Genomic DNA, 25,582 nt, shown 5'->3' with positions numbered 1-25,582 from the left:
CAAGCTGTGACGGCACCCCAATAACGCGACCTTAACCACAGCGGTTCGGCGGATAGGATTTATTCATAGGGAGGGATGCCTTGCCGATCCCCCGCTATATCCGGGCAGATCTAGAGTATTGCATCTAACCTGCATTTAGAAAGATAGTGCATATTCGAAATTAGCATAAATCAGAACGGGCATCTTGCAGCCGTCTGGAGTGCTGCAGCACCGAATCAATTCAGAATGGCTTCAGTCTGCCGCCCCTCCCGAACAGGGCCTTTGGGGCCGATGGGTTCTCGCGGCTTTCTGCACAGTGGCCATCGGCAAAATCGGCGTTAGGATGCCGCCAAACAGAACCGATGGAGAGACATGCCCATGACAGAGCTTGCCGGCCGCGTTGCCCTCGTCACCGGCGCTTCGCGCGGCATCGGCGAGGCTTCGGCCCGCGCCCTTGCCGCGCTTGGCGCCAACGTCATCGTCAGCGATCTGGCGGCACCCGAAGCACTTGCGGAGGAGCTCGGCGGCCTCGCCCGCGCGCACGACGTGACCGACGAGCAAAGCTGGATCGATACGATGACCTTCGCCCGCGACGCCGCCGGCGGGCTTGATATCCTCGTCAACAATGCCGGACTGTTCCTTGCCAAGCCGCTGACCGAAACCACGCTTGAAGACTGGCGCCGCCTGCACAGCGTCAATGTCGAAGGTGTGTTCCTCGGCTGCAAGCACGCCGTGCCGCTGCTCGCCGAGCGCGCCAACCTGTGGACCGGCGGCACCGCGATCATCAACCTCTCGTCCGTCGCCGGCCTCGTCGGCTCCGCGCTGGTCAGTTGCTACAACGCCAGCAAGGGCGCGGTCCGGCTCTTCACCAAGGGCGTCGCGATGGAAGTCGCGCCGCTGCGTATCCGTTGCAATTCGGTCCACCCCGGCATCATCGAAACCGACATGGGCCGCGACCTCGTGTCCCAGTTTTCCGCCGCCACCGGCACCGGCGTGAACGACACCCGCGCCGCCTTCTCCAACCTCCACCCGCTGGGCCACTTCGGCGTGCCCCAGAACGTTGCCGACGCCGTCGCCTTCCTCGCCTCGGACCGCGCGGCCTTCATGACCGGCTCGGAACTGGTCGTGGACGGCGGCTTCACGACGAGCTGATCGCGCCGCCCGTCACTCCTCGCCCATCCTCAGCGCGGCGATGAAGGCTTCCTGCGGGATGGTCACGTTGCCGTACTCGCGCATGCGCTTCTTGCCTTCCTTCTGCTTCTCCAGCAGCTTCTTCTTCCGCGTGATGTCGCCGCCGTAGCACTTGGCGGTCACGTCCTTGCGCATCGCGCTGATCGTTTCGCGCGCGATGACCTTGGCGCCGATCGCGGCCTGGATCGGGATCTTGAACATGTGGCGCGGGATGAGGTCCTTCAGCCGCTCGACCAGATGCCGCCCGCGCGGGTCGGCCTGGGTGCGGTGGACGATCATCGAAAGCGCATCGACCGGCTCGTTGTTGACGAGGATGTTCATCATCACGAGATCGCCTTCGCGCAGCCCGATCTGCTCGTAGTCGAAGCTGGCATAGCCGCGGCTGATCGACTTCAGGCGGTCGTAGAAATCGAACACCACTTCGTTGAGCGGCAGCTCGTACGTCACTTGCGCGCGGCCGCCGACGTAGGTCAGGCCGGTCTGGATGCCGCGGCGATCCTGGCACAGCTTGAGGATCGAGCCGAGGTATTCGTCCGGCGTGTAGATCGTCGCCTTGATCCACGGCTCCTGCATTTCCGCGATCTTGACCTGATCGGGCATGTCCGAGGGGTTGTGCAGTTCGCGCACCGTGCCGTCGGTCATCGTCAGGCGGTAGACCACCGAGGGCGCGGTGGTGATGAGGTCGAGGTCATATTCGCGGCTGAGGCGCTCCTGGATGATCTCGAGGTGCAGCAGGCCGAGGAAGCCGCAGCGGAAGCCGAAGCCGAGCGCCGCCGAGCTTTCCATCTCGAACGAGAACGAAGCGTCGTTGAGCCGCAGCTTGCCGATGCTTTCGCGCAGCTTTTCAAAGTCCGCCGCATCGACCGGGAACAGGCCGCAGAACACGACCGGCTGGACTTCCTTGAAGCCTGCCAGCGCCGCGGTCGCCCCGCCCTTCACGGTGGTGATCGTGTCACCCACGCGGGCCTGCGCGACTTCCTTGATCTGCGCGGTGATGAAGCCGATCTCGCCCGGGCCGAGTTCGGCGAGTTGCTCGATCTTGGGCCGCATGCAGCCGACGCGGTCGATCAGGTGCTCGGTCCCGCCGGCCATGAACTTGACCTGCAGACCCTTCTTGATCACCCCGTCGATCACGCGGACGAGAATGACGACGCCGAGGTAGGGGTCGTACCAGCTGTCGACCAGCATGGCTTTGAGCGGCGCATTGCGGTCACCCTTCGGCGGGGGGATGCGGGCGACGACCGCGTCGAGCACGTCCTCGATGCCGATGCCGGACTTGGCGCTGGTGAGGACGGCCTCGCTCGCGTCGATGCCGATCACTTCCTCGATCTCGTTGCGGACCTTCTCGGGCTCGGCGGCGGGCAAGTCGATCTTGTTGATGACGGGCACGATCTCGTGGTCGTGCTCGATCGACTGGTAGACGTTCGCCAGCGTCTGCGCCTCGACGCCCTGCGCCGCATCGACCACCAGCAGCGCGCCTTCGCAGGCGGCGAGGCTGCGGCTGACTTCATAGGCGAAGTCGACGTGGCCGGGCGTGTCCATCAGGTTGAGCTGATAGGTCTTGCCGTCCTTGCCGGTGTAGTCGAGCCGGACGGTCTGCGCCTTGATCGTGATCCCGCGCTCGCGCTCGATGTCCATGTTGTCGAGCACCTGCTCGCTCATCTCGCGCTCGGAGAGCCCGCCGGTATACTGGATCAACCGGTCGGCCAGCGTCGACTTGCCGTGGTCGATGTGCGCGATGATGGAGAAATTACGGATCAGCGAAAGGTCGGTCATCGGGCGCCGTTAGCAGTGTGCGCGCCCCGAGTCATCAGGTCCGTCCGGGAGGGGGTTGACACGGTTGACACAGTCCTGAGGAAAAACTCCATTCGATCAGTCCAAGCGCTTTGATCGACCGGGGCGATTACTGAAACGGTGCGGAAAGCGGCCATTTCCATACCATGCCAGCTTGAGCGCATGTAGGACAGCCCCGCATTTCCGGCGCTTAGGTCGCGCCCTTCCCCGACGAATCAGGCGAGAGGGTTGACGTCCGTTTCGGCTCCTAATATTAGAATGATCATTATTAATCTAGTTCACTCAAAAGATTCCAATCCAAGGGGAGAGTCATGAAGGCCAAGACCGCCGTTCCATTCCTGCTGGGTGCAAGCCTTTTCGCATTGGCCGCGCCCGTCCAGGCGCAAGAAGCCGCCACTGGCACCGATGCAGCCAAGCCTGCCGAAGGTCTCGGCGAGATCGTCGTCACCGCCAACCGCGTCGCCTCGAGCGCGCAGGACACCCCGATCGCGCTCAACGTCTATACGGGCGCCGCGCTCGCGGATCAGGGTGTCAACACGGTGCGCGACCTTGCGCAGATCGACCCCAGCGTGAACGTGACGAACTCGACCGGCGCCGCCTATGTCGCGGTGCGCGGCATCGCCTCGACCGACGTGACCGAAATCGGCGACCCCTCGGTGCCGATCACGCGCGACGGGTTCTTCGTGAACCGCTCTTTCTCGATCAGCTCCTCGTTCTATGACGTGGCGCGCATCGAGGTGCTCAAGGGCCCGCAGGGCACCTTGCAGGGCCGCAACTCGACCGGCGGTCTTGTCAGCATCGTCACCAACCGCCCCGAAATGCGCACCGGCGCCTATGGCAGCATCGAGGCCGGCAACTACAAGACGATCAACGGCGAGGCCGGCGTCAACGTCCAGCTCGCCGATGGTTTTGCAGTCCGCGCCTCGGGCACCATCCTGAGCCACGAAGGCTACCGCAAGTCGGCAGGCCCCGCTTTCGACCGCGATGACGAGAACTTCAAGTCTGGCCGCATCCAGGCGCTCTACAAGGGCGGCAATGGCCTTTCGCTGTGGGTTTCCTACCAGCACGACAGCCGCGACGTGAACGGCGATGCGCAGTTCCGAGGTCCCCTCGGCGGCCCCATGCCCGACTTCGGCAAGGCAAGGACCTTCACCAGCTTCGCGCCCACAATGACGAAGCTCGAGAGCGACCGTGTGCGGTGGGAAGCGGCCTACAGCGCAGACATGGGCCTCAACTTCATCTATTCAGGCGGCTATGACAGCGCCGACTGGCGCAACCGGCTCGATGCGACCAGCGGCTATCCCGCCAATCGCCAGTTCCGCCAGCAGGAAACCCCCAAGACCTGGAACCACGAGTTCCGGGTAAGCAACAACAAGGGCGGCAAGCTCTTCTTCCAGGCCGGTTATTTCTATTTCCAGGAAAAGAACGTCGTCAATGCGGGGATCCTCAACCTCGACATGACCGGCGCGTTCGGCCCCGGCGGTCCGTTCGGGCCGGGTGGTCCGCTCTCGTTCCTGCCCAACGTCGACCAGTCGAACCGCTACGGCATCAAGTTCGACTACAACATCCTGACCCGCTCGCAGGCGCTGTTCGGCCAGATCGAATACAGCATGACCGACCAGCTGCAGCTCAGCCTTGGCGGCCGCTATACCTGGGACAAGAAGGTGCGCACCGGCAACGCTGTGCTGAGCCTGCCCGCGCTCGCCTTCCCGCTCTGCGGCAACGACTTCCCGAACCCGGGTTCGTGCCCGCCCTTCCCCCTGACGACACCGGGCAACGGCAACCTCAACCAGGGCCAACCGACCTGGCACGTGGGCCTCAACTACCGCCCCGCACCGGGCACGTTGGTCTACGCAAAGTATGACCGCGGCTACAAGTCGGGCGGGTTCAATTCGAACGGCAGCGCACCTTCGGTGGATTACGGCCCCGAGAAGCTGGACGCGTTCGAAATCGGCACCAAGAACTCGCTGATGGGCAACACCTTGCAGCTGAACGCCGCAGTGTTCTACTTCGATTACAAGGGCTATCAGGGTTCGCAGTTCACCGACGCGACCTCCAGCGGCTCCGGCGTGTTCAACGTCGGCAGTGCCAAGGTGTTCGGCATCGAGGGCAGCCTCACCGCGCTCGCCAGCAAGACCACCCGCGTGAACCTCAACGCGGCCTATCTGCACACCAAGTTCGGTGACGGCATCCGGATCAACACGGGCGCCAATCCGCCGGTTTCGGTGGATATCAGCGGCAACCGCCTGCCCAATGCGCCGGAATTCACCGCATCGGGCTCGATCGAGCAGGATCTGCCCGTCTCGTTCGGCACGTTCACCGCGCGGATCGACGCGAAATACTCCTCGGACTTCTACTACGGAGTGTTCAACACGGTCGACACGCGTTCGTGGGACTACGTGCTGGCCAATGCGAACATCAAGTTCACACCGAACAACAGCTTCTGGGAAATCTCGGCCTACGTGCGCAACGTGTTCGACAAGCAGGTCCTGGCCTACGCGACGCAGAACTTCAACGCGGGCAGCAACACCTATCAGTTCCAGGCCCCGCGCACGTTCGGCGTGCGTGGCAGCGTGAAGTTCTGATCGGCACAAGCGCCTGACATGCAAAAGGGGCGGCGGCTGCAAGGCCGCCGCCCCTTTCGTTTGGCCGGATGGATCAGAAGTCCATCGGCGGCGTCGCGGCCGCCTTCTCATCCTTGGGCAGTTCGGCGATCAGCGCCTCGGTGGTGATCAGCAGGCTGGCGACCGATGCCGCATCCTGCAGCGCCGTGCGCACGACCTTGGCCGGGTCGATCACACCCGCCTTGACGAGGTCTTCATAGGCCCCGGTGGCCGCGTTGAAGCCCCAGGCGTAGTCCTCGCTCTCCAGCAGCTTGCCGACGATGTACGAGCCGTCCTCGCCCGCGTTGTCGGCGATCTGGCGCGTCGGCGCGCGCAGCGCGCGGCGGACGATGTCGATGCCGGACTGCTGGTCGTCGTTGGCGGGCTTGAGGTCACCCAGCTTCTGCGTCGCGCGCAGCAGCGCGATGCCGCCGCCGGGCAGGATGCCTTCCTCGACCGCCGCGCGGGTGGCGTGGAGCGCGTCGTCGACGCGGTCCTTCTTCTCCTTGACCTCGACCTCGGTCGCGCCGCCGACCCGGATGACGGCCACGCCGCCTGCCAGCTTGGCCACGCGCTCCTGCAGCTTCTCGCGGTCGTAGTCGCTGGTGGTCGTCTCGATCTGCGCGCGGATCTGCGCAACGCGCGCGTCGATCTCGCTGCGGGCGCCGGCGCCATCGACGATGGTGGTGTTGTCCTTGTCGATGATGACCTTCTTGGCGCGGCCGAGCATGCCGACGGTGACGTTCTCGAGCTTGGTGCCAAGCTCCTCGCTGACCACATTGCCCGCGGTGAGGATCGCGATGTCCTCGAGCATCGCCTTGCGGCGATCACCGAAGCCGGGCGCCTTGACCGCGGCGACCTTGAGCCCGCCGCGCAGCTTGTTGACGACGAGCGTCGCCAGCGCCTCGCCTTCCACGTCCTCGGCGATGATGAGGAGCGGACGGCCCGACTGCACGACCTGTTCGAGCAACGGGATGAGCGCCTGGAGGTTGGAGAGCTTCTTCTCGTGGATGAGGATGAAAGGATCGTCGAGCTCGACCTTCAGCTTCTCCGCATTGGTGACGAAATAGGGCGAGAGATAACCGCGATCGAACTGCATGCCTTCGACCGTCTCGAGCTCGGTCGCGAGGCTCTTGGCTTCCTCGACGGTAATCACGCCTTCGTTGCCGACCTTCTCCATCGCTTCGGCGAGGATGCGGCCGACTTCCTCGTCGCCATTGGCCGAGATGGTGGCGACCTGCGCGATCTCGCTGTTGGCCGAGACCTTCTTCGCGTGTGTTTCAAGATCGGCAACGACCGCCTTCACGGCCATGTCGATGCCGCGCTTGACGTCCATCGGGTTCATCCCCGCGCCGACCGCCTTGGCGCCTTCGCGCACGATGGCCTGGGCGAGCACGGTGGCGGTGGTGGTGCCGTCACCCGCCTTGTCGTTCTGCTTGTTCGCCACTTCGCGCAGCATCTGCGCGCCCATGTTCTCGAACTTGTCCTTGAGCTCGATCTCCTTGGCAACGCTGACGCCATCCTTGGTGATGCGCGGCGCGCCGAAGCTCTTTTCGATCACCACGTTGCGCCCCTTGGGGCCGAGCGTGACCTTGACGGCATTGGCCAGCGTATCGATGCCGCGCAGCATCCGCTCGCGCGCTTCGCCGGCAAACTTGACTTCCTTGGCAGCCATTGTGGCCTACCTCCTCTCAGATGGGTTGGACGAAAAAGGCGCCTGATCAGGCCGCCTTCTTGAGCTCCGCTGCGGGTTCGATCACGCCGAGGATGTCGCTCTCCTTCATGATGAGCAGGTCCTCGCCATTGATCTTGACCTCGGTGCCGGACCACTTGCCGAACAGGATCCTGTCGCCTTCCTTGACGGTGAGCGCGATAAGTTCGCCAGCCTCGTTGCGGGCACCGGCGCCGATGGCGATGACTTCGCCCTCCTGCGGCTTTTCCTTCGCGGTATCGGGAATGATGATGCCGCCGGCCGTCTTCTCTTCGGCCTCGATGCGGCGGACCAGCACGCGGTCGTGCAAGGGTCGGAAATGCATGCATAACCTCCAGTTGCAAAACGATGTGTTGAACGCCTCCCCCGCATGACCGGCAGGAGGCACCGAAAAGCTAGGTGCGGGCAAAATCGGCTTCAAGGGGGCGATGCGATTTTTTGGCACTCTACCCGGTTAAGTGCCAATATTTCAGATACTTGACGGATGCCCGCGAGTGAGGAAGACTGCCTTCCGTCCGGTGCGTGCCGGGGATGGCCGGGCCGGACCCTTGTGATGAAGGGAGCACCTGCCTTGCCTGATACGCCGCAACTTCCTGCCGTGCCCAGCCCTGATGGAGGCCTGCGCCTGCGCCTTCTCGGCTATGGACTGACAACCGCCGAGATCGCCTACTACCGGCCCGACTACCCGTGGCTGCTTCAGCTCTTCGCGTGGCAGGAATACGACGAGGCGCCGGACTTTCCGGTGCTGTTCGATTTCCTTGGCTTCTGGCGGCGCGACATCGGCGCGAAGATCCATTCGGTGCGGATCGCGCATGACCAGCTTATCCGCCCGGCCGAATGGCGCGCGGTGGACGGGGTCATCACGCTCGGGCCTTAGTGGCCCCACGTTCGCCCCGACGTAATGGCGCGCCGGTTGAAACCGCGGCTCAGGGCTTTATCCGTGTCAGCCGGATATCGACCTCGCGGTCGACATAGTCCCATTCGGCGCATGCCCGCAGCCGCTCGAGCATGTGGTCGAAGGCCGCTTCCTGATCGGGCGCGAATTCGAACCAGGTGAGGAAATCAAACTCTTCGCCATGATCGCGTGAATGGTAGAGCTTGCGCGCGACACCAGGCAGATAATCGAGCCCGATCGGCAGATGCGAACCACGCTCATAGACCGCCCGCCGCTCATCCTGCGCCATGGCCCACCATTCGGCTGATTTGCGGATCGGTATCAGCGCGGCGCGGGTGGAAGCGGGGCGCCCCAGCCCTTCCTGCTTGGCCTGCAGCGCCGCGCGTTCGGATGCCGTGGTGTAACGCAGATTGCTGCCGGCACCGGACAGCGTCCAGACAGCGGCGCCCGAACTGGGAACCGCATCGATCGCCAGAAAGTGCGCGGTAGGCAGGCTCTCGCCGCGGAACGGGCGGATGGATGTGATTCGCCACTGCCCGCTGTAACCGCCGACAAAGCGGCTGAGGGAAATGGAGTCGCGTACAGTCATGGTGAACCCTCTCATTTAGGACGCCGGCGAGGCGCAGTGAGCAGACATCGGGAAGCAAGCGCAGGCGCGCACTTACCGCAAAGCGAGCACGACCTGATGGGCGGAGCCTTCGGCACCTGCCGCTGGGACAGCGCTGCAGATCAGCACCTCATTCGGCCCACACGCGGCTGAGGTTTCCCTGAAATAGGTAACCGCGCCGGACAGCAACGGCACCTTGCAAGCGCCGCATGCACCCTCGCGGCAGCCGAATTCAGGTGAAAGACCCGCGCCTTCCGCAAGTTCGAGCAAGCTGCCCGCGCCGGGCGACCATGTACTGCGCGTGCCCGCCGCATCGAACACCACATCGACGGGCTCGGTCGCCGGCAGAGCCAGAGGCTCGGCAACCGAATTCGCGACCTGCCGCTTCAGCGACAAGGCGCCGAACGCTTCGGCGAAGATCGCGTGATCGGCCACCCCGTGGTCGATGAGGATGTCGTAGACCGACTGCATGTAGCCGGGCGGTCCGCATAAATAGAAGTCATGGCGCTGAAAGCCGAGGTACTTGCGGAACATCTCTGCCGAGAGCACCCCATGCTCCTCGTATTCCCTGCCGAGCACGGCATCGCCGATGTCCTTGAGCAGGCGAACAAGGGTCATTCTGCCCTTGGAGCGCTCGGCCAAACGGCTCAGTTCGTCATCGAATCCACGCTCGGACGTGTTGCGGGCTGCATAGAAGACAATGACCGGGCGCATCGCGCCGGTCCGTTCGCTCTCCTCGACGAGATGACTGATCATGGCCAGAATGGGCGTGATCCCGACCCCCGCCGCGACCATGACCGCAGGATGCGCCGGCGCGGTATCGATGACGAAGTCACCGCCCGGCACGCGGCACTCGATCAGGTCACCCTCGGCGACATCGTCGTGCAGTTGGCCCGAACCCACACCCAGCTTGCGCACGCTGATGCGAAGTTGCGGCGCGGAAGGGGCGACCGAAATGGTGTAGGTCCGCAGCAGGGCGGGCTGGTCGCCGCGCTGCTCAAGCCGGATCGGCAGGTGCTGTCCGGCCTTGTGCGGAGCCGTCGGCGCACCATCGGCCGCCTCGAGGTAGAACGACTTGATCACCGCGCTTTCCCTGGCGATCCGCGCGATTCTGAACTTGCGCCATTCTGACGGGCCGGACGAAGCGATTGGGGATGACATGGCCTTGCTCCATTGGTCGGGGTGGACAGGGAAAGCGGTGCACACGGCTTATGCGGCGATCACGAGGAGGACCCTTGCGGTGAGCGCGGCGCAGATCTTGCCGCCAAAGGCGAGGACACCCTTGACCGCCGTGCGATCGAGCGAGGAAAGCCGGGCTTGCAGCATGTGCCTGGCGCGGAACAGCCGCGTCTTGACCGTTGCGGGAAGAATATCGAGCGCGGCGGCGGTCTCCTCGACGGTCATTCCTTCGATCTCGCGCAGGATGAAGACCGTCCGGTAGATCTGCGGCAAGCTGCCGAGCGCCTGCTCCAGCGCCTTGCGCAACTGCACGTTGGCGACGTGCTGTTCGGGAGTCTGATAGGCCGTATCGACCTCTTCGCCGATATCTGTGCCGGGCGGCATCGCATGCCCGAGCAAGGCCGCTCGGCGGCGCGCCGAACGGCGCCGGACACGCGCCTCGTTGATGACGATGCGCGTGAGCCAGGTCGACAGCTTCGATCGCCCCTCGAACGTGTCGATTGCGGCAAACGCTTTCAGATAAGCGCTCTGAACGGCATCTTCTGCTTCGGCACTATCCCGCAGCACCGCCCAGGCCGCTCGAAACAGCCGCTGGTTGTTGCAGGTCGCCACATAGCGGACCGCACCAGCGTCGCGCGCGCGGAACAGCGCGACAAGTTCGGCTTCGTCGAGGTGCGCATAGCTCCCTCCCCCGGGCCGCATCAACGCCCGCCCGTCCGTGCGTCCCGGATCGAGGCGAGGAACTCCCGGCGCAAGTCGCGATCATCCTGAAAGTCGCCGTGCCAGCATTCTGTCCGCATCGTGACGCCACGTTGATTGACCCCGCGTGTCGCCATGCAGCCATGGGTCGCATCGATCACCACGGCAACACCGCGCGGCGCCAGAACATCCCACAGGGTCATCCCGATCTGCTGGGTCAGGCGCTCCTGCAACTGGAGCCGCCGGGCATACGCATCGACAAGGCGGGACAGTTTCGAGATGCCCACAACCCGCTCACGTGGGCGATACCCGACATGGGCCACCCCGATGATCGGCGCCATGTGGTGCTCACATGTCGATACCAGCGGAATATCGCAGAGCAGGACGGTTTCCTGATAGGCCTCCGCCTCGCAGAACGTGCGTTCGAGCAAGGCGGCCGGATCGATCGCATAACCGGAAAACCACTCGCGATAGGCCCGCGTCACGCGCGCCGGCGTATCGAGCAATCCTTCGCGCTCGGGATCGTCTCCCGCCGCCCGGATCAGGGTGCGCACCGCGGTTTCGATCTCCAAGGTGCTCGGCGTTCCCGGTTTGAAAACGGCTTCTACAGCTGCAGGACGGCTCGATTCTGCCTGGCATTGCGTGAGCTTCAAGAAGAACGTTCCTTTTCGGATCGGCAGCCAAGCGCACGGGCGCGCGCGCGTGCGGTATTCGCCGCGAGACGCCCGGACGGTTACTCGGCGATTAGATGCCGCACGTCCGCTCAGGTTTCAGATTTTCTTGAGTCCACACGCGGCAATCGAGCCGCTCTGCGCATGAGGCTGATCAGCGAGTGGTGGTCGCGTACGGATGCCCAGTGGGCCTTCAGGCCGCCTGCGCTGCCTTTGCCGCCAGGAACGCCGGGCGCGTGCTGCAGCGCTGCCAATAGGCCGCGATTTCGGGGCTGAACTTGTAGTCGAGCGCCAGGTCCTTCGCGAGGAGGAGTGCGTAGGCGGTGCACACATCGGCCATGGTGAAGCGGCTGGCGCAAAGCCATTCACGGCCATCGGACAGCGCGCGGGTGAGATGCTTGAGGCGCGAGAAGAACCACTGGGTGTAGTCGTCCGCGGCTTGGCTCAACCGGCGCTCTTCGGGTTCGAGACGGGTGTAGCGCAGGACGATGGTCTGCGGGAACGTGAGCGTCGCTTCGCTGCGAAGGAGCCAATCGAGGTAGAGGCCGTAGTCGGGTTCCTCCGGCGCGAGGGCCAGCGGCGTCGGGCCGTAGCGGGTGGCGAGGTAGTGCGGGATCGCGCTGGACTCCGTCATCCGCGTCTCACCGTCGACCATGAGCGGGATCGTGCCGAGGGGGTTCGCATCAAGGTATTCCGGCACGCGGAAGCGCGGGGGGAACGGCATGGTGTGGAGCGTATAGGCCAGCCCCATCTCCTCGAGCGCCCAGAGCGCGCGGAACGAGCGCGCATCGCGGCAGTGGTAGAGTTCGATCATTGTGTTGCTCTAACTACCCCTCCGACCCGCCTTTGGCAGGCCACCTCCCCATTTGCCCCTTCGACAAGCTCAGGGGAAAATGGGGAGGATCGTTTAGATCAGCCCCCGGCTGATGAGGCATTCCTGCACCGCGCGTTCGCCCATGTCGATGGCGGTGTTGGTAAAGGCGCTGCCCGCCGCGTCGGCATTGGCGATGGCAATGCGGCCGAAAGTCTGGCGGCCGATGACGTGGGGGCGCTGCTCGTCCGGCACATCGGGATCGCCGAGCGTATCGTAGGTATAGGCATAGCCGTGCGGCCAGCGGTTGACCGTGATCCCGGCGATATCGCGCGCGGCGTTGAAGCCCGCAGCCCCGAGCATGCGCTGGAGCTGGCTGCGGATCTCGCGCTCGATGGCGGGGTATTCCTCGGCCAGCATCGCGGCGCGGCCGATGCGGTTCTGCTCCTTGCGCGGCAAACCGGGCTGGTTCGGATTGCGAACCATGTGGATCACCACCGGTTCGTCGGGCGTGTGCGCGCTCTTGTAGCCGCCGATGTCCACCGGATAATCGAGCGAGGCACCGATATGGTAGCCATTGGGCGCGCCGATCGACTTGACGCCGAGCTTGGCCCAGGGGCGCCAGTTCTTCACCAGCACGTTGGTATACTGCATCGGCACCTTGGAGGCATAATGCAGCGCATCCTTCTGCGCCTGCGGCAGATCGGGCACGATGAAGGGGATCACCATGTTGAAGCAGGCCATGATGACGTTCGCGCCCGTTACCGCAATGCGCTTGCCATCCTTCACATAGACGACGCGCACGGCCTTCTCGGTCTGGCGCGCCACCTTGCCGATATGTTCGGCGCGGATGACCATGCTCTTGAGGCGCAGGCGGGTGGGGTTCGCGGGATTGTCGAGCGCCGCATAGCGGGCGGGCGCGAGGACGACGCTTTCCTGATCGAGCTTGTCTGAGGGGAAGGCTCCGGGGATCAGGCGGCTGACGAGCAGGCGCGCGACGGTGGCGTTGCCGTCCGGCCAATGGAAATGCTGCGCCTCGGCGGTGATCTGCTTGGGCAGTTCCATGGCCGCAAAACCCGGCATCCGCCCACCGAGCGCGGCTTCCCACGCGGGCAGCGTATCGACGCGCTTGTTGTTGCGGAAGTAGTGGCCGAGGAAGAAGGGCAGGCTTTCCGGCAGCATCTTCGCGTGCTTGAGGAGATAGTCCTGATAGCTGATGTGCCGCAGGTACTCGGCGCGGGCTTCCGGCGTCAGGTCCGGGAGGTAGTTGACCTTTTCGGTGTAGATCCGCGTGAGGTCGGCGCGCACTGCCGGGGTGAGCGGGGCTTCGGCGAAGAACTGCGGCCACGGTTTGCTGCCGGTTCCGGTGACAAGCTTGTCGGCAAGGAAGTGCTCCTTGTCGAAGAAGGTGGCCGAGCCAAGGCCATCGTAGGCCTTGGTCTCGTAGCGGTGGTAGCTCGTCAGATCGACGCCGAGGTCCGCCAGCAGCTTCTTCGAGGTGAAACTGTAGGGGAACGGCGATTCAATGCTCATCGTGCCGCCGTAGGCAAGGATGGTGCGGCCTTCGTAGGTGAACTCGTTGCGCTTGGCGTGGCCGCCGAAATCGTCGTGGTTGTCGAGGATCAGGATCTTGCGGTCGTCGCCCAGCGCCTGCCGGTAGAACCAGGCAGCGGAGAGGCCGGAAATGCCGCCGCCGACGATGACGAGATCGTAGTGCTCGCCGCTGTCCTCGGCCTGCAAGGCGCCGTTGAAATCGCCGTCGCGCGCCATGTGCGCGGCTTCGAACGAGCCGGGGTACTGGCCGCGCAGACCGGTGAGTGCGGGGGGATAGTCGCTGGCAGGCGCGGCAGTGGATATTGCCGCTTGCGCCATAGCCTTCGGCGCTGCGGCCATGGCGGCACCTGCCGCGACACCGCCGATGAAATCGCGCCGGGCAATCGGCAAATGGAGTCCCAGTTCCTTGTCCGACCACTCGCCCATGGCATGTCCCCCGTTTCTGCGCGCCGCGTCGCCATGATGTGTAATCGCAAAGCGGCCTTGCGCAATCGCCGAAATTGCGGCCTCATCGAGCCGACTTCGATAGGAGACCGCCGATGCTTCGTCCGCTGCTTGCCGCCGCCCTGATTGCTGTTGCCGCCCCCGCCGCCGCGCAGACAGCGCCGAACCCGGCGGATACCTGCAAGACCGATCCCAAGTTCCGCGAGCTGGATTTCACGCTGGGCAGCTGGGACGTCTACACCGGGACCACGAAAACCGACGAAGTGACGATGGCGCTGATCCTCAACGATTGCGCGATCGAGGAGCACTGGAAGAAGACCGACGGCCACCCCACCGGCAACGGCATCGGCCTGTTCAACTATTCGCGGCTGCTGAAATCGTGGGGCTATACCTGGGCGACCGATGACGGCGCGGCGACGGTGTTTCGCGGCAACCTCGTGAAGCCGGGCGAGATGCGTTACGTAACGGAAAAACCGCTGCCGAACGGAAAGGTGCGGCTGCGGCACTGGACGCTCTATGCGATGCCGGACGGGACGATCCGCGAACTCGCCATCGGCACCGAAGATGGCGGTGCGACGTGGACGACCGACTACGACCTCAAGTGGGTGCGCAAGAAGTAGGCGGCCTTAGCGCCCACCGAAGAATGGCTATTTGAAGAATGGCAGGGGCGCCCCTACCCCGGCATCGAAAGCGCGCCAGTCCTCGCCCAAAGCGGTGAGCACGCTGGCGGCGATCTGGCTTTGCGTGAGGCAAGCCGAGCCTGCGGGCGCTGCGTGAACGCCGGGGCCAATGGCGGCAAGCCAGATCGCGTCCGAGCCGATGAAGCCTTCGGGATCGGCGATCGTGTAATCCTGCGGCGCAAGCTTCCAACCGGCAGCGCTGCCATGTTCGGTCCAGTAAGCGCCGGGCTTGGCGCCGCGGCCATGGTCGGTGGTGACGATCAGCGTGGTGCGCCCGCGCCACGCCGGGTCCGCCTGCGCCATGCGCCAGAGCTCGGCGATGAAATCATCGTCGCGGTTCATCGCAGAGAGGTACTGGGCGTAGTCGCCTTCGTGCGCAAACTCATCGGTATCGCCAAGCGCGACATAGAGCACGCGCATGCCGCCGGCGGTGCGGAGCGCGTCCTGCGCCATGCGCATCGTCCGCGTTTCGGTGGGCAGTTTCCCGGCATCTTCGGCATTCACCGGCACGCCGCTGCGCTTGTCGTTGATGATATAGGGGAAGACATCCCAGGTGCCGTACATGCGGACCTGACCCGCAAAGGCCGGGCGCCGGTTCAGCCATTCGAGGAATGTCGTGTTGCGGTTCCAGTTCTTGTCGTTGCTGGTGATGGCGGGGTCGGGCCTGCCGGTGAGCAGTTCGTTGTAGCCGGGGTAGGAGAACCACATCGGATTGGTCACGCGCATGCACTGGCCTGCATCGCGGTTGCCGTGGAGCACGCCGCCCATCGTCGGCAGGCTGTGCAGGAACGGCATGACCGCCGGGCCAGTACTCCAAGCCTTTTCGACCGTCTCCTTCCAGTCGGGATGGGTGAACTTGGGGTCCACCGCCAGCGCCTTGTCGGCCCCGCGAAACACCTCCTGCCAGCGCGTGCCATCCATGGTGACAAGGATCAGGCGCTGGCCATCGGCAGGGGCTTCGCCGCGCGCGATGGCGGGGAGCAGGAGAAAAGCTAGGGCAAGCAGCGCGCGGAGCATGGCATTCCCTCCCATCAGAACTTGCGCCCCACCCGGAAGCTGACGAAGCGGGGCCGCAGCGGATAGACGACCACCGAGCCCGGCCCGCAAATCGCGATGGCGCAAGTCGCGGTGCGGCTCTGCTGCGCGCGCTTGTCGCCCACGTTCTCGATGGTGAGCGAGGCCGACCAGTTGTCGCGGCTGACCCCGGTCGAGATGTCGAACGTGGTATAGGTCGGCTGGATGCCGATCAGGCGCGCTTCCTCGACATCGAGCGAGGAGGTGACGGTGGATTGGTGGAACACGGCGCCTTGCAGATAGGCATCGAACGGGCCGAGCGGGAACTCGTAGCGCGCGAGGCCCGAGAGCTTGAAGCGCGGGCTGCCCGCGAAGCGGGTTCCCGCCGGGGCGCGCAGGGAATTGGGATTGCCCGCTGGACTGGGGATCGTGCAATCGAACGCGGCATTGGTATATCGGCACAGGTCCGTGGTGATGACGGCTTCGACCAAAGTGCCGGAGGCCTGCAGCGAAAGGCCGCGCGTGGGGATCACGGTGAGGTCGGCCTCGATGCCCTTGGAGCGGGCGCGACCAGCGTTGACGATGTCGGTGATCCCGTTCTGGTCGCTGGTGACGGCGAACTGTGCCTGCGTGAGCTTTTCGAGGAACAGCGCGCCGTTGAACAGGACTTTGCCGCCAAGCCAACTGGTCTTCCAGCCAATCTCGTAGTTGGTGAGCTTTTCGACCGCATAGGCGGGCGCGGTGGGGCGGCGGTTGATCCCGCCGGGGCGGAAGCCGGTCGACCACGTCGCATAGAGCAGCTTGCCGGGTGCGGCCTTCCAGCTGAGGTTGAGCTTGTGCCTGACGCCCGAGCCGGTGGCCTTGGTGTTGATGTTGTCACACGGCCTTTGCGTGCCATAGGCGCCTACGGTGCCCGGGAAGCACAGCGCCTCGCCGACCGCGCTGCGGGTGCCGTTGAAGCCGAAGAAGCCGATCACGTTGTTGTCGTACTTGTAGGCGCGCAGGCCGCCGGTCAGCGTCAGCGTGGGGACGATGTCGAAGGCGGCTTCGGCGAAGGCGGCGTAGTCGCGGTCGGTGCGGAACTGGATATTGGCGTAGTTCACCCCCGGCAAGCCGGTGACGGACTGCACATCGGCGAGGTTCGGGACGGTGTAGAGATTGCGCCAGTTGTTGGTCTGGCGCTGGTAGAACAAGCCCGCGACGATCCGCAGGCGGTCCGTGGAGGGCGACGCGATGCGCAGTTCGTGGCTCTGCTTGGTGAAGCGCTCGTCCTGGCTGACGATCTGCGCGGGGTTGATCAGATTGCCGGCGTTGTCGAAGAAGTTGTTGCCGAAATAGTCCGGCGTACTGGCGTAGGCGGTATCGTAGAAGAACGCGTAGTCGGCATAATCGGAGGTGTACCGCGCCTCTCTCGCGAAATAGGCGCCCGCATAAGTCAGATCGAAATGGCCGATCTTGCCTTCGATGGCGAGGCTGGCCTGATACCACTTGTCTTCCTGCTTTTCCGGGAAAAACCGCGTGGTCTTGAGATCGCCGACCGAGGGCTTGTAGGCGAAAGTGCCGTTGGAGGTCTGGCGCTGGCCGATGAGCGTGGCGGTCGCCGTCCAGTTGTCGTCGAGATCGACCTTGAGCGCGGCGCGGCCGCCATAGGCTTCGATCGAGTTCTGGTCGCGGCCAACAAGGTCCTTGTTGTCGCGGATCGCGCCCGAGGTGGGATAGGTCACGCCGCGCGGGGCGCGCACGTTGTCGATATAGCCGCCGTCGTACTGGTAGAATCCGACCACGCGCAGCGCGATGCGGCTGGACAGCGGGATGTTGAGATAGCTTTCGGCGATCCCGCCCCGCTTGCCGTGGACGACGGTGTTGGCGGTGAGATCGACCGAACCGGAAAAGGCCTTGGTGTCGGGCTTGTTGGTGATGATGCGCAAGGTGCCCGCCTCGCTGCTCGCGCCGAACAGCGTGCCTTGCGGGCCGGCCAGCGCCTCGACGCGGGCGATATCGTAGACGTGGACGTCGATAGTCGAGCCGATGGTCGTGACCGGCTGCTCGTCGAGATAGACGCCGACGGTGGGGAGCGAGCCGGTGGAGAGGCGGTTGCCGTTGGAAAGGCCGCGGAAATAGACTTCGGCCTGCCCGGGGCCGTAGCTCGAGTAGGAGAGGCTGGGGAGGAACTTGGCGTAATCGTTGAAATTGCGGACGTTGCGTTCGGCCAGTGCCTCGGTGGAAAGCGCGACGATCGAGAGCGGGACGTCCTGCAGTTTCTGCGCGCGCTTCTGCGCAGTGACGACGATTTCGCCGGGCTGAGCTAGAGCATCTGCCGCGTCTGCTTGTGCCGGATTTGGGATGTCCTGGGCATGGACCGGACTGACGGCTGCCAATGCAGAGGCCGATACCCCACAAATCCAGCGTTTCTTGTTGCTCACAGCCCATTCCCCCTGCCTGTGTTCCAATGATCTATCTATCGGCGATGACGACGTAATTACAGTGCGGTTGATGCCCCTGCACACGTTGCAGGCTGTGGTGGACTTTCCCGCGGGGGAATGGAAACTACGCCGCGTAAGGGGAAATCATGCCATGACCACCAGACACGCCTGTGCCGCCGCGATGGCAGCCATGCTCGTCCTTGTCTCTCAAGCCTCGCATGCAGCCGATGCAGCGCTTGTGCGGCCGACTGCAGGCCAGCTTGCCTTCCGCGATCTGTACCGCGAGCTTGTCGAGACGGACACTTCGCTCGCTACCGGCAGTTGCACCGCGCTGGCAGAGAAGATCGCGATACGTTTCCGCGCTGCAGGCTTCGGCGACGATCAACTGACGCTGTTCACGGACCCGGCCCTCCCGCTCGATGGCGGCCTGGTCGTTACCGTGCCCGGCACGTCGGCCAAGGCGAAGCCGATGCTGCTGCTTGGCCATATTGACGTGGTGAATGCGCGGCGCGAGGACTGGGTGCGCGATCCCTACGGCTTCATCGAAGAGGGCGGATACTTCTACGGGCGCGGCACGTCCGACATGAAATTGCTCGATGCGATCTGGATCGACACCTTGGTCCGCTTCAAGGCCGAGGGCTTCAGGCCAAAACGTACGATCAAGCTCGCGCTGACATGCGGCGAGGAATCCGGTGCGCGGATGAACGGGGCCAAATGGCTGGCCGAAAATCGCCCTGATCTGATTGCTGCCGCATTTGCGCTCAACGAAGGCGGCAACGGGACGACCGATGGGCACGGCAAGGTGCTCAGCCAATCGATGCAGACGGGCGAGAAAGCCAACCACAATTTCGAACTGCAGGCGACCAATCCCGGCGGGCACAGCTCGCTGCCGGTGGATGACAATGCGATCTACGAGCTGGCAGACGCGCTGGCACGGGTGCGAGCGCTGAAGTTCCCGGTCCACTTCAACGATACGACCCGCACCTACTTCGCAAAAGTCGGTGCTGCGCGCGGGGATGCTTTGGGAGTGGCAATGGCCCGCCTTGCCGCCAATCCCGCCGACCAGTCGGCAGAAGCCATCGTGGCCGCGGATCGCACGATGAATGCATTGCTGCGCACCACATGCGTCGCCACGCTGCTCGAAGGGGGCCATGCAGCCAATGCCCTGCCCCAGCGCGCCAAGGCCAATATCAACTGCCGAATCGTACCCGGCGAGGATGGCGACACCACCCGCGCTGCACTGATCAAGGCAATTGCCGATCCGCGCATCACGGTCACTCCGGTTGGCCGAGTGCGTCCACTCGCGGTGCCCCCGCCGCTCGACCCGCGCATCATGGGGCCGGCAGAAAAGCTCGCCGCCCAGCACTATCCGGGCGTGCCGTTCGTCCCCGCGATGCTGGCCGGCGCAACCGATGCCACCTACCTCGGGCCGCTCGGCATCCCGACGTACGGGGTGCCGGGTCCGCTGCTCGATCCGGACGGCAACGGTCTCCACGGCCTCAACGAACGACACTCGGTGGAAGGCGCTTACCGCGCACGCGATTACCTCCACGATCTGGTGAAGATCTACGCCGCGCAGGAGTGAGCGATCAGGGCCGCACCAGCAGGTTGCCGGTGTGGCCGCCCGCGAAAAGCAGCAGCAGCGCTTCCGCGAAATGGTCGATGCCTTCGACCATGTGCTCGGGCAGATCGAGCTTGCCCTCCTGCATCAGCGCGGCGATCTCGGCCTTGGCTTCTGGGAGACGCGCGGCGTAATGCGTCACGACGAAGCCCTTCATCGTCGCATTGCGCTCGGCCAGCTTGAGGTAGTTCCTGGGACCGCGAACGTTGGCGAGGTCCGAGTATTGCGAGATCGCGCCGCAGATCGCGATGCGCGCATCGGCAGGCGCGAGATTGGCGAGGGCAACGTCGAGGATTTCGCCGCCGACATTGTCGAAGAACACATCGATCCCGTCAGGCGCGGCGGCGGCGACTTCGGCGGCGAGATCGGCATTCTTGTAGTCGATCGCGACGTCCGCGCCGAGCTTCTCCGTGAGGTAGCGGCACTTCGCCGGGCCGCCGGCAATACCGATCACGCGGGCGCCGCGCGCCTTGGCGAGCATGACGACCATCGAGCCGACCGCCCCCGCTGCGCCCGAGACGAGCACGGTATCGCCGCCCTTCACGTCCGCCACCGCGACAAGGCCGACCCATGCGGTGAGCCCGGTCGTGAGGCCAAGCGGGCCGACATAATCCGCCGGTTTGAGGCTGTTCGAAAGGTCGAGTTTGGTCAGCGCGGCGGCAGGAGTGAGCGCATGGGTCTGCGCCGCCAGCATGCCGTACACCCAATCGCCCACTGCCAGCGCGGGATCGGCGCTTTCGACCACCTGCCCCACCCCGAGAGCGCGGATCGTGGTGCCAAGGCCTGCCGTCTCGTGGAAGCTGCCGGGGGTGAGCGTGGTGCGGATCCACGCGTCCATCGAGAGCGTATCGACTTTCACCACGACGTGGCCTGCCGGAACATCTGCGATTTCGCTGTCCTCGACGCCGAAGTCTTCGAGAAGCGGCAGGCCCTCGCGGTATTGCTTGAGGAAGATGCGGCGGTTGGTGTGGGGCATAGCTTGCTCCGCTTGGTTTGGCCTGTGCGCCGAGAGCTAGGTGCCCCTACCCGGCGGTGCCATTGCCATTTTGACTAGCGAACCCGGCGGCAGCCCTGCCTCAAGGTGTAGGCGCCCCCTTGCCCGAGGCGGCTCGCGGCGGCAGACTGGCCGAAACGGGACGGGGACGAGACCATGCGCGCGAGGATGTTGATACCAGGTGCGGGCATCGCCTTGGCCGTGGCAGGCAGCGCCGCTGCGCAATCGGCGCAGGATGCGGGCAGTATTCTCGGCGCCATTCTCGGCCGCCCGGCCCCGTCCGCCAGCAGTGCACCGACAAGCACCGCGCCGCCGCCCGGAGTGACCGACAGCGAAGCCTCCAGCGGGCTCAAGCTGGCGCTGGGCAAGGCGGCGGAAAAGGTCGTGGCGCAGCTGGGCCGACCCGGCGGGTTTGCCGATGATCCGCGCGTGCGCATCGGGCTGCCGGGGCCGCTCGGCAAGCTGAACGGGCTGTTTCAGACGCTCGACCGCGCCGGGGTGGGCGGCGGACTTTCGGCCAAGCTCAACGCCGCTGCGGAAGGTGCGGTAGGCAAGACACTGCCGCTGCTCAAGACGGCGATCACGCGGATGACGGTGACCGATGCGCTGGGGCTCGTGACCGGCGGCGAAACCTCCGCCACCGACTACTTCCGCCGCACGATGGGTCCGGACCTCCAGACCGCGATGACGCCGGTCGTTGCCAAATCGCTTTCGGGCGTGAAGGCGTTCCAGGCGCTCGACAATTTCACCGCGAAGAACAGCCTGATCGCGGGCCAGTTCGGCGCGAAAGACCTGACCGGCTATGTCACCCAGAAGGCGAGCGACGGGGTATTCCTCTACCTCGGCGAGCAGGAACGGGAGATCCGGCGCAATCCGCTCGGCACCGGGAGCAAGCTGCTGGGCAGGATCTTCGGGAAAGCGGGCTAGCGCTCAGCCAACCTTGCGCTGGTTTGCGGCGGGATCGGGCAACGGCGCCAGAATGGACCTGATCGCCACGGCGGCGATCCGGCCGTCATCATCAAGGCGCAGCGGCTGCGAGAATTCGACCCCCATGCGGTCGTCGCTCGCCCAGCGGCAGGTGGCGGTGACGGTGTGGCCGTCTGAGAGCTGGATGCGGAAGATGGTGCCCGGCGGCACGTTCCACAGGCCCTCGATCAGCGCGCCCGTCAGCGACATGTTGCGCACGGTGCCGTTGTAGCGATGGCCGCCGTGGTCGAGCACCACGCGGCGGAGCATGGCCTGGCGCGAGGCGCGGGCCGAACGGGGGCCGCGGGCGATCGCCATGAGGCCGGTGGCGAGGCGCGACTGGGTGGCGGACGCAGACAGCGGGCGTTCGTAGATATAGCCCTGCACATGGCTGCAGCCGAGCATGCGCACGAGATCGAGTTCGTCGAGCGTTTCGACGCCTTCAGCGGTCGTTTCCATGCCGAGCGCTTCGGCAAGGCTGACGATCGAGGCGATGATCGCGCCGTTGCGGCTGCCGGCCTGCGTGGCGCCGCGCACGAAGGACTGGTCGATCTTGATCTTGTCGAAGGGCGCGCGCTTCAGATAGCCGAGCGAGGAATAGCCGGTGCCGAAGTCGTCGAGCGCAAGGCGCACGCCGATGCCCTTGAGCGCGCGGAACATCGCCTCGGTCGCCTTGTCGTCACCCAGGAACACGCTTTCGGTGATCTCGAGTTCGAGCCGGTCGGGATGGACTGCGGCGGACGCGAGCGCGCTGGTCACCATCGAAGGCAGCGCCGGATTGGCGAACTGGAGCGGCGAGACGTTGACCGCGACGCGCACGTCATCCGGCCACTGTGCGAGATCCTGGCACGCCGTGCGCAGCGCCCATTCGCCGATCGAGACAATCAGCCCCGCATCCTCGGCAATCGGCACGAACTTGGCGGGCGAGATGAAGCCGTGGACCGGGTGGTTCCAGCGCAGCAGAGCCTCGAAGCCGGTGATCCGCTCGGTCGCGGTCTGGACGACGGGCTGGTAGTAAAGCTCGAGATTGCCGTGTGTGATCGCGTCGCGCAGGTCTTCCTCGAGCTGGCGGCGCTCCTCGGCATCGCTGTGGAGATCGGCGGCATAGAAGTGATAGCGCCCACGCCCGGCGTCCTTGGCGGCGTAGAGCGCGAGGTCGGCATTGCGGATGAGCGCTTCGCTGGTGACGCCGTCGTCGGGCGCCAGCGCGATGCCGACCGAGGCGCCGATCATCACGCGGCTGTTCTCGATGGAATAGGACTGGCTGAGCGTCTCGATGATGCGCTCGGCGAGGTGAGCCAGCTGCTCGCGGGCGATCTTGCCGGCAAGGATGACCTGGAATTCGTCGCCGCCAAGCCGCCCGACGCGGCCGACGGTGCCGATCACGCGTTCGAGCCGCTGCGCGACCTGCTTGAGGAGGGCATCGCCGGCCGGGTGGCCGAGCGTATCGTTGACCTGCTTGAAGCGGTCGAGATCGAGCAGGAACACGGCGCAGGCGCGGTTCTGCTCGTTGGGCGCGGTGAGAATCTTCTCCAGCGTCTGCGACATCTGGAAGCGGTTCGAGAGGCCGGTGAGCGAATCGAAATGCGCGAGGCGCGAGGCGTGCTCCTGCGAGCGGCGCTTTTCGGTGAGATCGGTGCCCGAGCCGCGGAAGCCCTGGAAGTTGTTGAACGCGTCGTAAGTCGGGCGGCCCGTCACCGACCACCAGCGCTCCTCATCGTAGACGGCGGCGCGCACCGCCAGTTCGCTGAAGCTGGAGCGGGCGGAGAGGTGGAAGGCGAGCGTGCGCTCGCCCTCGCCCGATTGCTCGGAAAGGTTGAACAGTTCGGCAAAGGGTCGGCCGATGATCTCGTCCACCTTGCGGCCGAGGACATGCGCGACGGGCCGCGAGATATAGGTGATGAGGCCGCGGCGGTCGGTTTCCCAGAACCAGCCCTGCCCGGTCTCCTCGTAATCGGCGAGGATTTCCTCGGCGCGGGTCTGGATACGCACGCCCTCTTCGACCGCGATGCGCACCTTGAGATCGATCTCGCGCTGGCGGAGATAGGCCGCGACCGCGATCACCCCGCCGATCACCAGCGAGAGAATGCCGCCAGCGAAATGCGTGACCCAGGTGACGCCCGACCACATCGCGACTTCGGCGGTGAGCATGCCGGCAAGGCGGCCCGATTCGGTGACCGTGGCGAGCAGCGAGATGGTGACGAGAAGCGCCAGCGCCTGAACCCACGGCACCACGCCGCTGCTGGCCCACATGCCGATCGCGTAACCATAGATGAACAGCGGAATGCCGATCGAGGCCGCCATCAGCGCCATGCGGACGATGGTGGGATGGTCGCGGCTCTCCTCGTAGGCCGAAGTGAAGCGCGCGACGAACAGCAGGGCGGAAGCCAGCAGTGCAAGCAGCGGCGCGATGATCGGGCGGACGGAGAAATTGGCAAGCGCAAGGCCGAGCACGCCCAGCACCATCGGCAAGGCCATATGCGGCCATTCGCGAGCGATCAGGCCTCTGCCCGGCCCGGTGCCGAACAGGAACGTGCCGCCAGCGACATCGGCGCGGCTGATCGGCGCGGTCGGCACGCGGTCCCTGCGCCGCTGCGTGCGCGCGAAATCGCGCACCGCGCGCGTCGGCTCGGCCTGCAAAGCAGCGGGGTCCCCGGTCGGTTGGCTCATCACCCGTCAATTGCGCTTAACTGCTTTGAGAAACCGTTAAGCGTGCCCCCATTCCGGACTTTTTTCCGCAGATTTCCTTGGGTTTGCTTTTGCTTGCCACGACGCGGTGCTAGGGGCAGCGGCAAGCTGTTGTTTTACCAGAACCTCGAGGATTTCGCGTGGCCACGACCGCCAGTTTCACGATGATCGGCGTTGCCGGACGGCGCCTGCGGGTGGGCCAATGGCATGTCCAGCCGGCGCCGGGTGCCAAGGCGCCTGCACCGCACCCGCTGGTGATCCTGAGCGGGATCGGCATGAACATGGAAATGCTCGAGCCGATCGCGCGGCGCCTGCCGGACCGCCGGATCATCAGTTTCGACATGCCGGGCATCGGCCAGTCACCCGATCCGATCTTCCCCTACACGATCCCGCATATGGCGCTGACATTGGCGGCGCTGCTCGACCGGCTGCGGATCGATTGTGTCGATCTGCTCGGGATCAGCTGGGGCGGCGCGGTGGCGCAGCAGTTCGCCTTCCAGCACCGCGCGCGCACCGGCAAGCTGGTCTTGGCGGCAACCTCGGCGGGCGGGACGATGATCCCCGGCAATGCCTCGATGATCAGCCAGATGTTTGATCCGATGGAATATTCTGTCGAGAAGACGCTGCGCCGGAACCTTGCGATGTTCTACAACGGCGGCGGGGCGGACCGCGTATCGCTGAACGCCGCAACCGCCCCCTCCCCGCTCGGCTGGAGCTGCCAGCTGGCGGCCTTCGCAGGCTGGAGCAGCGCCGCGTTCCTGCCGCTGCTGGGCATGCCGGTCATGGTGATGGGCGATGCCGACGACCAGCTGGTGCCGCCCGCCAACGCGCATTTCCTCCACAACGCGATTCCCGGCAGCAAGCTGGAGATGACCGCGGGCGGCGGGCACTTGTTCATGCTCGCCCAGCCGGACGCCTTTATCGGCAAGCTGACCGGGTTCCTTGACGCCTAGGCCCAAGCGGACATTGACCCGCTGGCCATCCTCTGACTTAATCGCCCAGTTAAACGCGTAGGCCGCCGTCAACGAGTCGGCCGCGCGGGGATAGAGGAGCCGAGT

20 protein-coding genes are annotated in these 25,582 nt (G+C 65.1%); 7 read left to right on the top strand and 13 right to left on the bottom strand.

The window, feature by feature from the left end; translation table 11 throughout:
• The first annotated feature begins 357 nt into the window (after window positions 1-357).
• Window positions 358-1,131, top strand: a complete 774-nt coding sequence (locus IP83_RS08305; protein ID WP_054121736.1) for an SDR family NAD(P)-dependent oxidoreductase — start codon at window positions 358-360, stop codon at window positions 1,129-1,131.
• 12 nt (window positions 1,132-1,143) lie between these two features.
• On the opposite strand, the gene lepA is transcribed toward IP83_RS08305, so the two are convergent.
• Window positions 1,144-2,946 (bottom strand): translation elongation factor 4, encoded by a 1,803-nt coding sequence (lepA, locus tag IP83_RS08300; RefSeq protein WP_054121735.1) that lies wholly within the window; start codon window positions 2,944-2,946, stop codon window positions 1,144-1,146.
• A 329-nt stretch (window positions 2,947-3,275) separates the two neighbouring features.
• On the opposite strand from lepA, the gene IP83_RS08295 reads away from it, so the two are divergent.
• On the top strand, window positions 3,276-5,549 hold the full coding sequence (locus tag IP83_RS08295; protein ID WP_054121734.1) for a TonB-dependent receptor: 2,274 nt from the start codon (window positions 3,276-3,278) through the stop codon (window positions 5,547-5,549).
• 73 nt (window positions 5,550-5,622) lie between these two features.
• Here IP83_RS08295 and groL read toward each other — a convergent pair whose 3' ends face one another.
• Together groL and groES are read right to left on the bottom strand one after the other, a co-directional pair.
• On the bottom strand, window positions 5,623-7,242 hold the full coding sequence (gene groL / locus IP83_RS08290; RefSeq protein WP_054121733.1) for a chaperonin GroEL: 1,620 nt from the start codon (window positions 7,240-7,242) through the stop codon (window positions 5,623-5,625).
• A 46-nt stretch (window positions 7,243-7,288) separates the two neighbouring features.
• Window positions 7,289-7,603 carry a co-chaperone GroES gene (groES, locus tag IP83_RS08285; RefSeq protein ID WP_054121732.1) on the bottom strand — a complete coding sequence of 105 codons (315 nt, stop codon included), beginning with the start codon at window positions 7,601-7,603 and terminating at the stop codon, window positions 7,289-7,291.
• A gap of 246 nt (window positions 7,604-7,849) precedes the next feature.
• Between groES and IP83_RS08280 the strand changes: the two genes are divergently transcribed.
• A complete protein-coding gene (locus tag IP83_RS08280) occupies window positions 7,850-8,155 on the top strand; it encodes an usg protein (RefSeq protein WP_231624966.1) in 306 nt (101 codons plus the stop codon).
• A gap of 49 nt (window positions 8,156-8,204) precedes the next feature.
• Here IP83_RS08280 and IP83_RS08275 read toward each other — a convergent pair whose 3' ends face one another.
• The 6 genes from IP83_RS08275 to IP83_RS08250 all read right to left on the bottom strand — a co-directional run bounded on the left by IP83_RS08275 (window position 8,205) and on the right by IP83_RS08250 (window position 14,120).
• Window positions 8,205-8,762, bottom strand: coding sequence for a chlorite dismutase family protein (locus tag IP83_RS08275; RefSeq protein WP_054121731.1), 558 nt, complete (start codon window positions 8,760-8,762; stop codon window positions 8,205-8,207).
• Window positions 8,763-8,834: 72 nt separating this feature from the next.
• Entirely contained in the window at window positions 8,835-9,941 is a 1,107-nt protein-coding gene (locus tag IP83_RS08270; RefSeq protein ID WP_054121730.1) for a 2Fe-2S iron-sulfur cluster-binding protein, read from the bottom strand.
• 48 nt (window positions 9,942-9,989) lie between these two features.
• Window positions 9,990-10,661, bottom strand: a complete 672-nt coding sequence (locus IP83_RS08265) for an RNA polymerase sigma factor (RefSeq protein ID WP_082364593.1) — start codon at window positions 10,659-10,661, stop codon at window positions 9,990-9,992.
• Entirely contained in the window at window positions 10,661-11,230 is a 570-nt protein-coding gene (folE, locus tag IP83_RS08260) for a GTP cyclohydrolase I FolE (RefSeq protein ID WP_231624965.1), read from the bottom strand. Before folE ends, IP83_RS08265 begins: the two co-directional genes overlap by 1 nt.
• A 292-nt stretch (window positions 11,231-11,522) precedes the next feature.
• Window positions 11,523-12,143, bottom strand: a complete 621-nt coding sequence (locus tag IP83_RS08255; RefSeq protein WP_054121728.1) for a glutathione S-transferase family protein — start codon at window positions 12,141-12,143, stop codon at window positions 11,523-11,525.
• Window positions 12,144-12,236: 93 nt separating this feature from the next.
• Entirely contained in the window at window positions 12,237-14,120 is a 1,884-nt protein-coding gene (locus IP83_RS08250) for an NAD(P)-binding protein (RefSeq protein ID WP_197274318.1), read from the bottom strand.
• A 113-nt stretch (window positions 14,121-14,233) separates the two neighbouring features.
• On the opposite strand from IP83_RS08250, the gene IP83_RS08245 reads away from it, so the two are divergent.
• A complete protein-coding gene (locus tag IP83_RS08245) occupies window positions 14,234-14,758 on the top strand; it encodes a hypothetical protein (RefSeq protein WP_054121727.1) in 525 nt (174 codons plus the stop codon).
• Window positions 14,759-14,785: 27 nt separating this feature from the next.
• Here IP83_RS08245 and IP83_RS08240 read toward each other — a convergent pair whose 3' ends face one another.
• On the bottom strand, window positions 14,786-15,835 hold the full coding sequence (locus tag IP83_RS08240) for a hypothetical protein (RefSeq protein ID WP_054121726.1): 1,050 nt from the start codon (window positions 15,833-15,835) through the stop codon (window positions 14,786-14,788).
• A gap of 14 nt (window positions 15,836-15,849) precedes the next feature.
• The gene (locus tag IP83_RS08235) at window positions 15,850-18,255 is read right to left on the bottom strand and encodes a TonB-dependent receptor (RefSeq protein WP_082364592.1); all 2,406 of its coding nucleotides are present in this window, start codon (window positions 18,253-18,255) and stop codon (window positions 15,850-15,852) included.
• A gap of 151 nt (window positions 18,256-18,406) precedes the next feature.
• On the opposite strand from IP83_RS08235, the gene IP83_RS08230 reads away from it, so the two are divergent.
• Window positions 18,407-19,840, top strand: coding sequence for a M20/M25/M40 family metallo-hydrolase (locus IP83_RS08230; protein WP_054121724.1), 1,434 nt, complete (start codon window positions 18,407-18,409; stop codon window positions 19,838-19,840).
• 4 nt (window positions 19,841-19,844) lie between these two features.
• Here the strand turns inward: IP83_RS08230 and IP83_RS08225 are convergent, their stop codons facing one another.
• A complete protein-coding gene (locus tag IP83_RS08225; RefSeq protein WP_054121723.1) occupies window positions 19,845-20,852 on the bottom strand; it encodes an NADP-dependent oxidoreductase in 1,008 nt (335 codons plus the stop codon).
• 174 nt (window positions 20,853-21,026) lie between these two features.
• On the opposite strand from IP83_RS08225, the gene IP83_RS08220 reads away from it, so the two are divergent.
• Window positions 21,027-21,797 (top strand): DUF4197 domain-containing protein, encoded by a 771-nt coding sequence (locus IP83_RS08220; protein WP_082364591.1) that lies wholly within the window; start codon window positions 21,027-21,029, stop codon window positions 21,795-21,797.
• Window positions 21,798-21,800: 3 nt separating this feature from the next.
• On the opposite strand, the gene IP83_RS08215 is transcribed toward IP83_RS08220, so the two are convergent.
• The gene (locus tag IP83_RS08215; protein WP_054121721.1) at window positions 21,801-24,506 is read right to left on the bottom strand and encodes an EAL domain-containing protein; all 2,706 of its coding nucleotides are present in this window, start codon (window positions 24,504-24,506) and stop codon (window positions 21,801-21,803) included.
• Window positions 24,507-24,664: 158 nt separating this feature from the next.
• On the opposite strand from IP83_RS08215, the gene IP83_RS08210 reads away from it, so the two are divergent.
• Entirely contained in the window at window positions 24,665-25,477 is an 813-nt protein-coding gene (locus IP83_RS08210; protein ID WP_231624964.1) for an alpha/beta fold hydrolase, read from the top strand.
• The last annotated feature ends 105 nt before the right edge of the window (window positions 25,478-25,582 follow it).

It is taken from the genome of Novosphingobium sp. AAP93 (genome assembly GCF_001296055.1).
Classification (GTDB): Bacteria; Pseudomonadota; Alphaproteobacteria; order Sphingomonadales; family Sphingomonadaceae; genus Novosphingobium.
The sequence above is the reverse complement of the archived record's forward strand: the minus strand, read 5'-3'. Positions and strand labels throughout refer to the sequence as shown.

Bases quoted from the DNA above. Each gene is read 5' to 3' on its own strand.
- IP83_RS08225 (WP_054121723.1), bottom strand. From the start codon at position 20,852: ATGCCCCACACCAACCGCCGCATCTTCCTCAAGCAATACCGCGAGGGC.
- IP83_RS08245 (WP_054121727.1), top strand. From the start codon at position 14,234: ATGCTTCGTCCGCTGCTTGCCGCCGCCCTGATTGCTGTTGCCGCCCCC.
- IP83_RS08265 (WP_082364593.1), bottom strand. From the start codon at position 10,661: ATGCGGCCCGGGGGAGGGAGCTATGCGCACCTCGACGAAGCCGAACTT.
- groES (WP_054121732.1), bottom strand. From the start codon at position 7,603: ATGCATTTCCGACCCTTGCACGACCGCGTGCTGGTCCGCCGCATCGAG.
- lepA (WP_054121735.1), bottom strand. From the start codon at position 2,946: ATGACCGACCTTTCGCTGATCCGTAATTTCTCCATCATCGCGCACATC.
- IP83_RS08230 (WP_054121724.1), top strand. From the start codon at position 18,407: ATGACCACCAGACACGCCTGTGCCGCCGCGATGGCAGCCATGCTCGTC.
- IP83_RS08250 (WP_197274318.1), bottom strand. From the start codon at position 14,120: ATGGGCGAGTGGTCGGACAAGGAACTGGGACTCCATTTGCCGATTGCC.
- IP83_RS08220 (WP_082364591.1), top strand. From the start codon at position 21,027: ATGCGCGCGAGGATGTTGATACCAGGTGCGGGCATCGCCTTGGCCGTG.
- IP83_RS08305 (WP_054121736.1), top strand. From the start codon at position 358: ATGACAGAGCTTGCCGGCCGCGTTGCCCTCGTCACCGGCGCTTCGCGC.
- groL (WP_054121733.1), bottom strand. From the start codon at position 7,242: ATGGCTGCCAAGGAAGTCAAGTTTGCCGGCGAAGCGCGCGAGCGGATG.
- IP83_RS08270 (WP_054121730.1), bottom strand. From the start codon at position 9,941: ATGTCATCCCCAATCGCTTCGTCCGGCCCGTCAGAATGGCGCAAGTTC.
- IP83_RS08240 (WP_054121726.1), bottom strand. From the start codon at position 15,835: ATGCTCCGCGCGCTGCTTGCCCTAGCTTTTCTCCTGCTCCCCGCCATC.
- IP83_RS08295 (WP_054121734.1), top strand. From the start codon at position 3,276: ATGAAGGCCAAGACCGCCGTTCCATTCCTGCTGGGTGCAAGCCTTTTC.
- IP83_RS08255 (WP_054121728.1), bottom strand. From the start codon at position 12,143: ATGATCGAACTCTACCACTGCCGCGATGCGCGCTCGTTCCGCGCGCTC.
- IP83_RS08275 (WP_054121731.1), bottom strand. From the start codon at position 8,762: ATGACTGTACGCGACTCCATTTCCCTCAGCCGCTTTGTCGGCGGTTAC.
- IP83_RS08215 (WP_054121721.1), bottom strand. From the start codon at position 24,506: ATGAGCCAACCGACCGGGGACCCCGCTGCTTTGCAGGCCGAGCCGACG.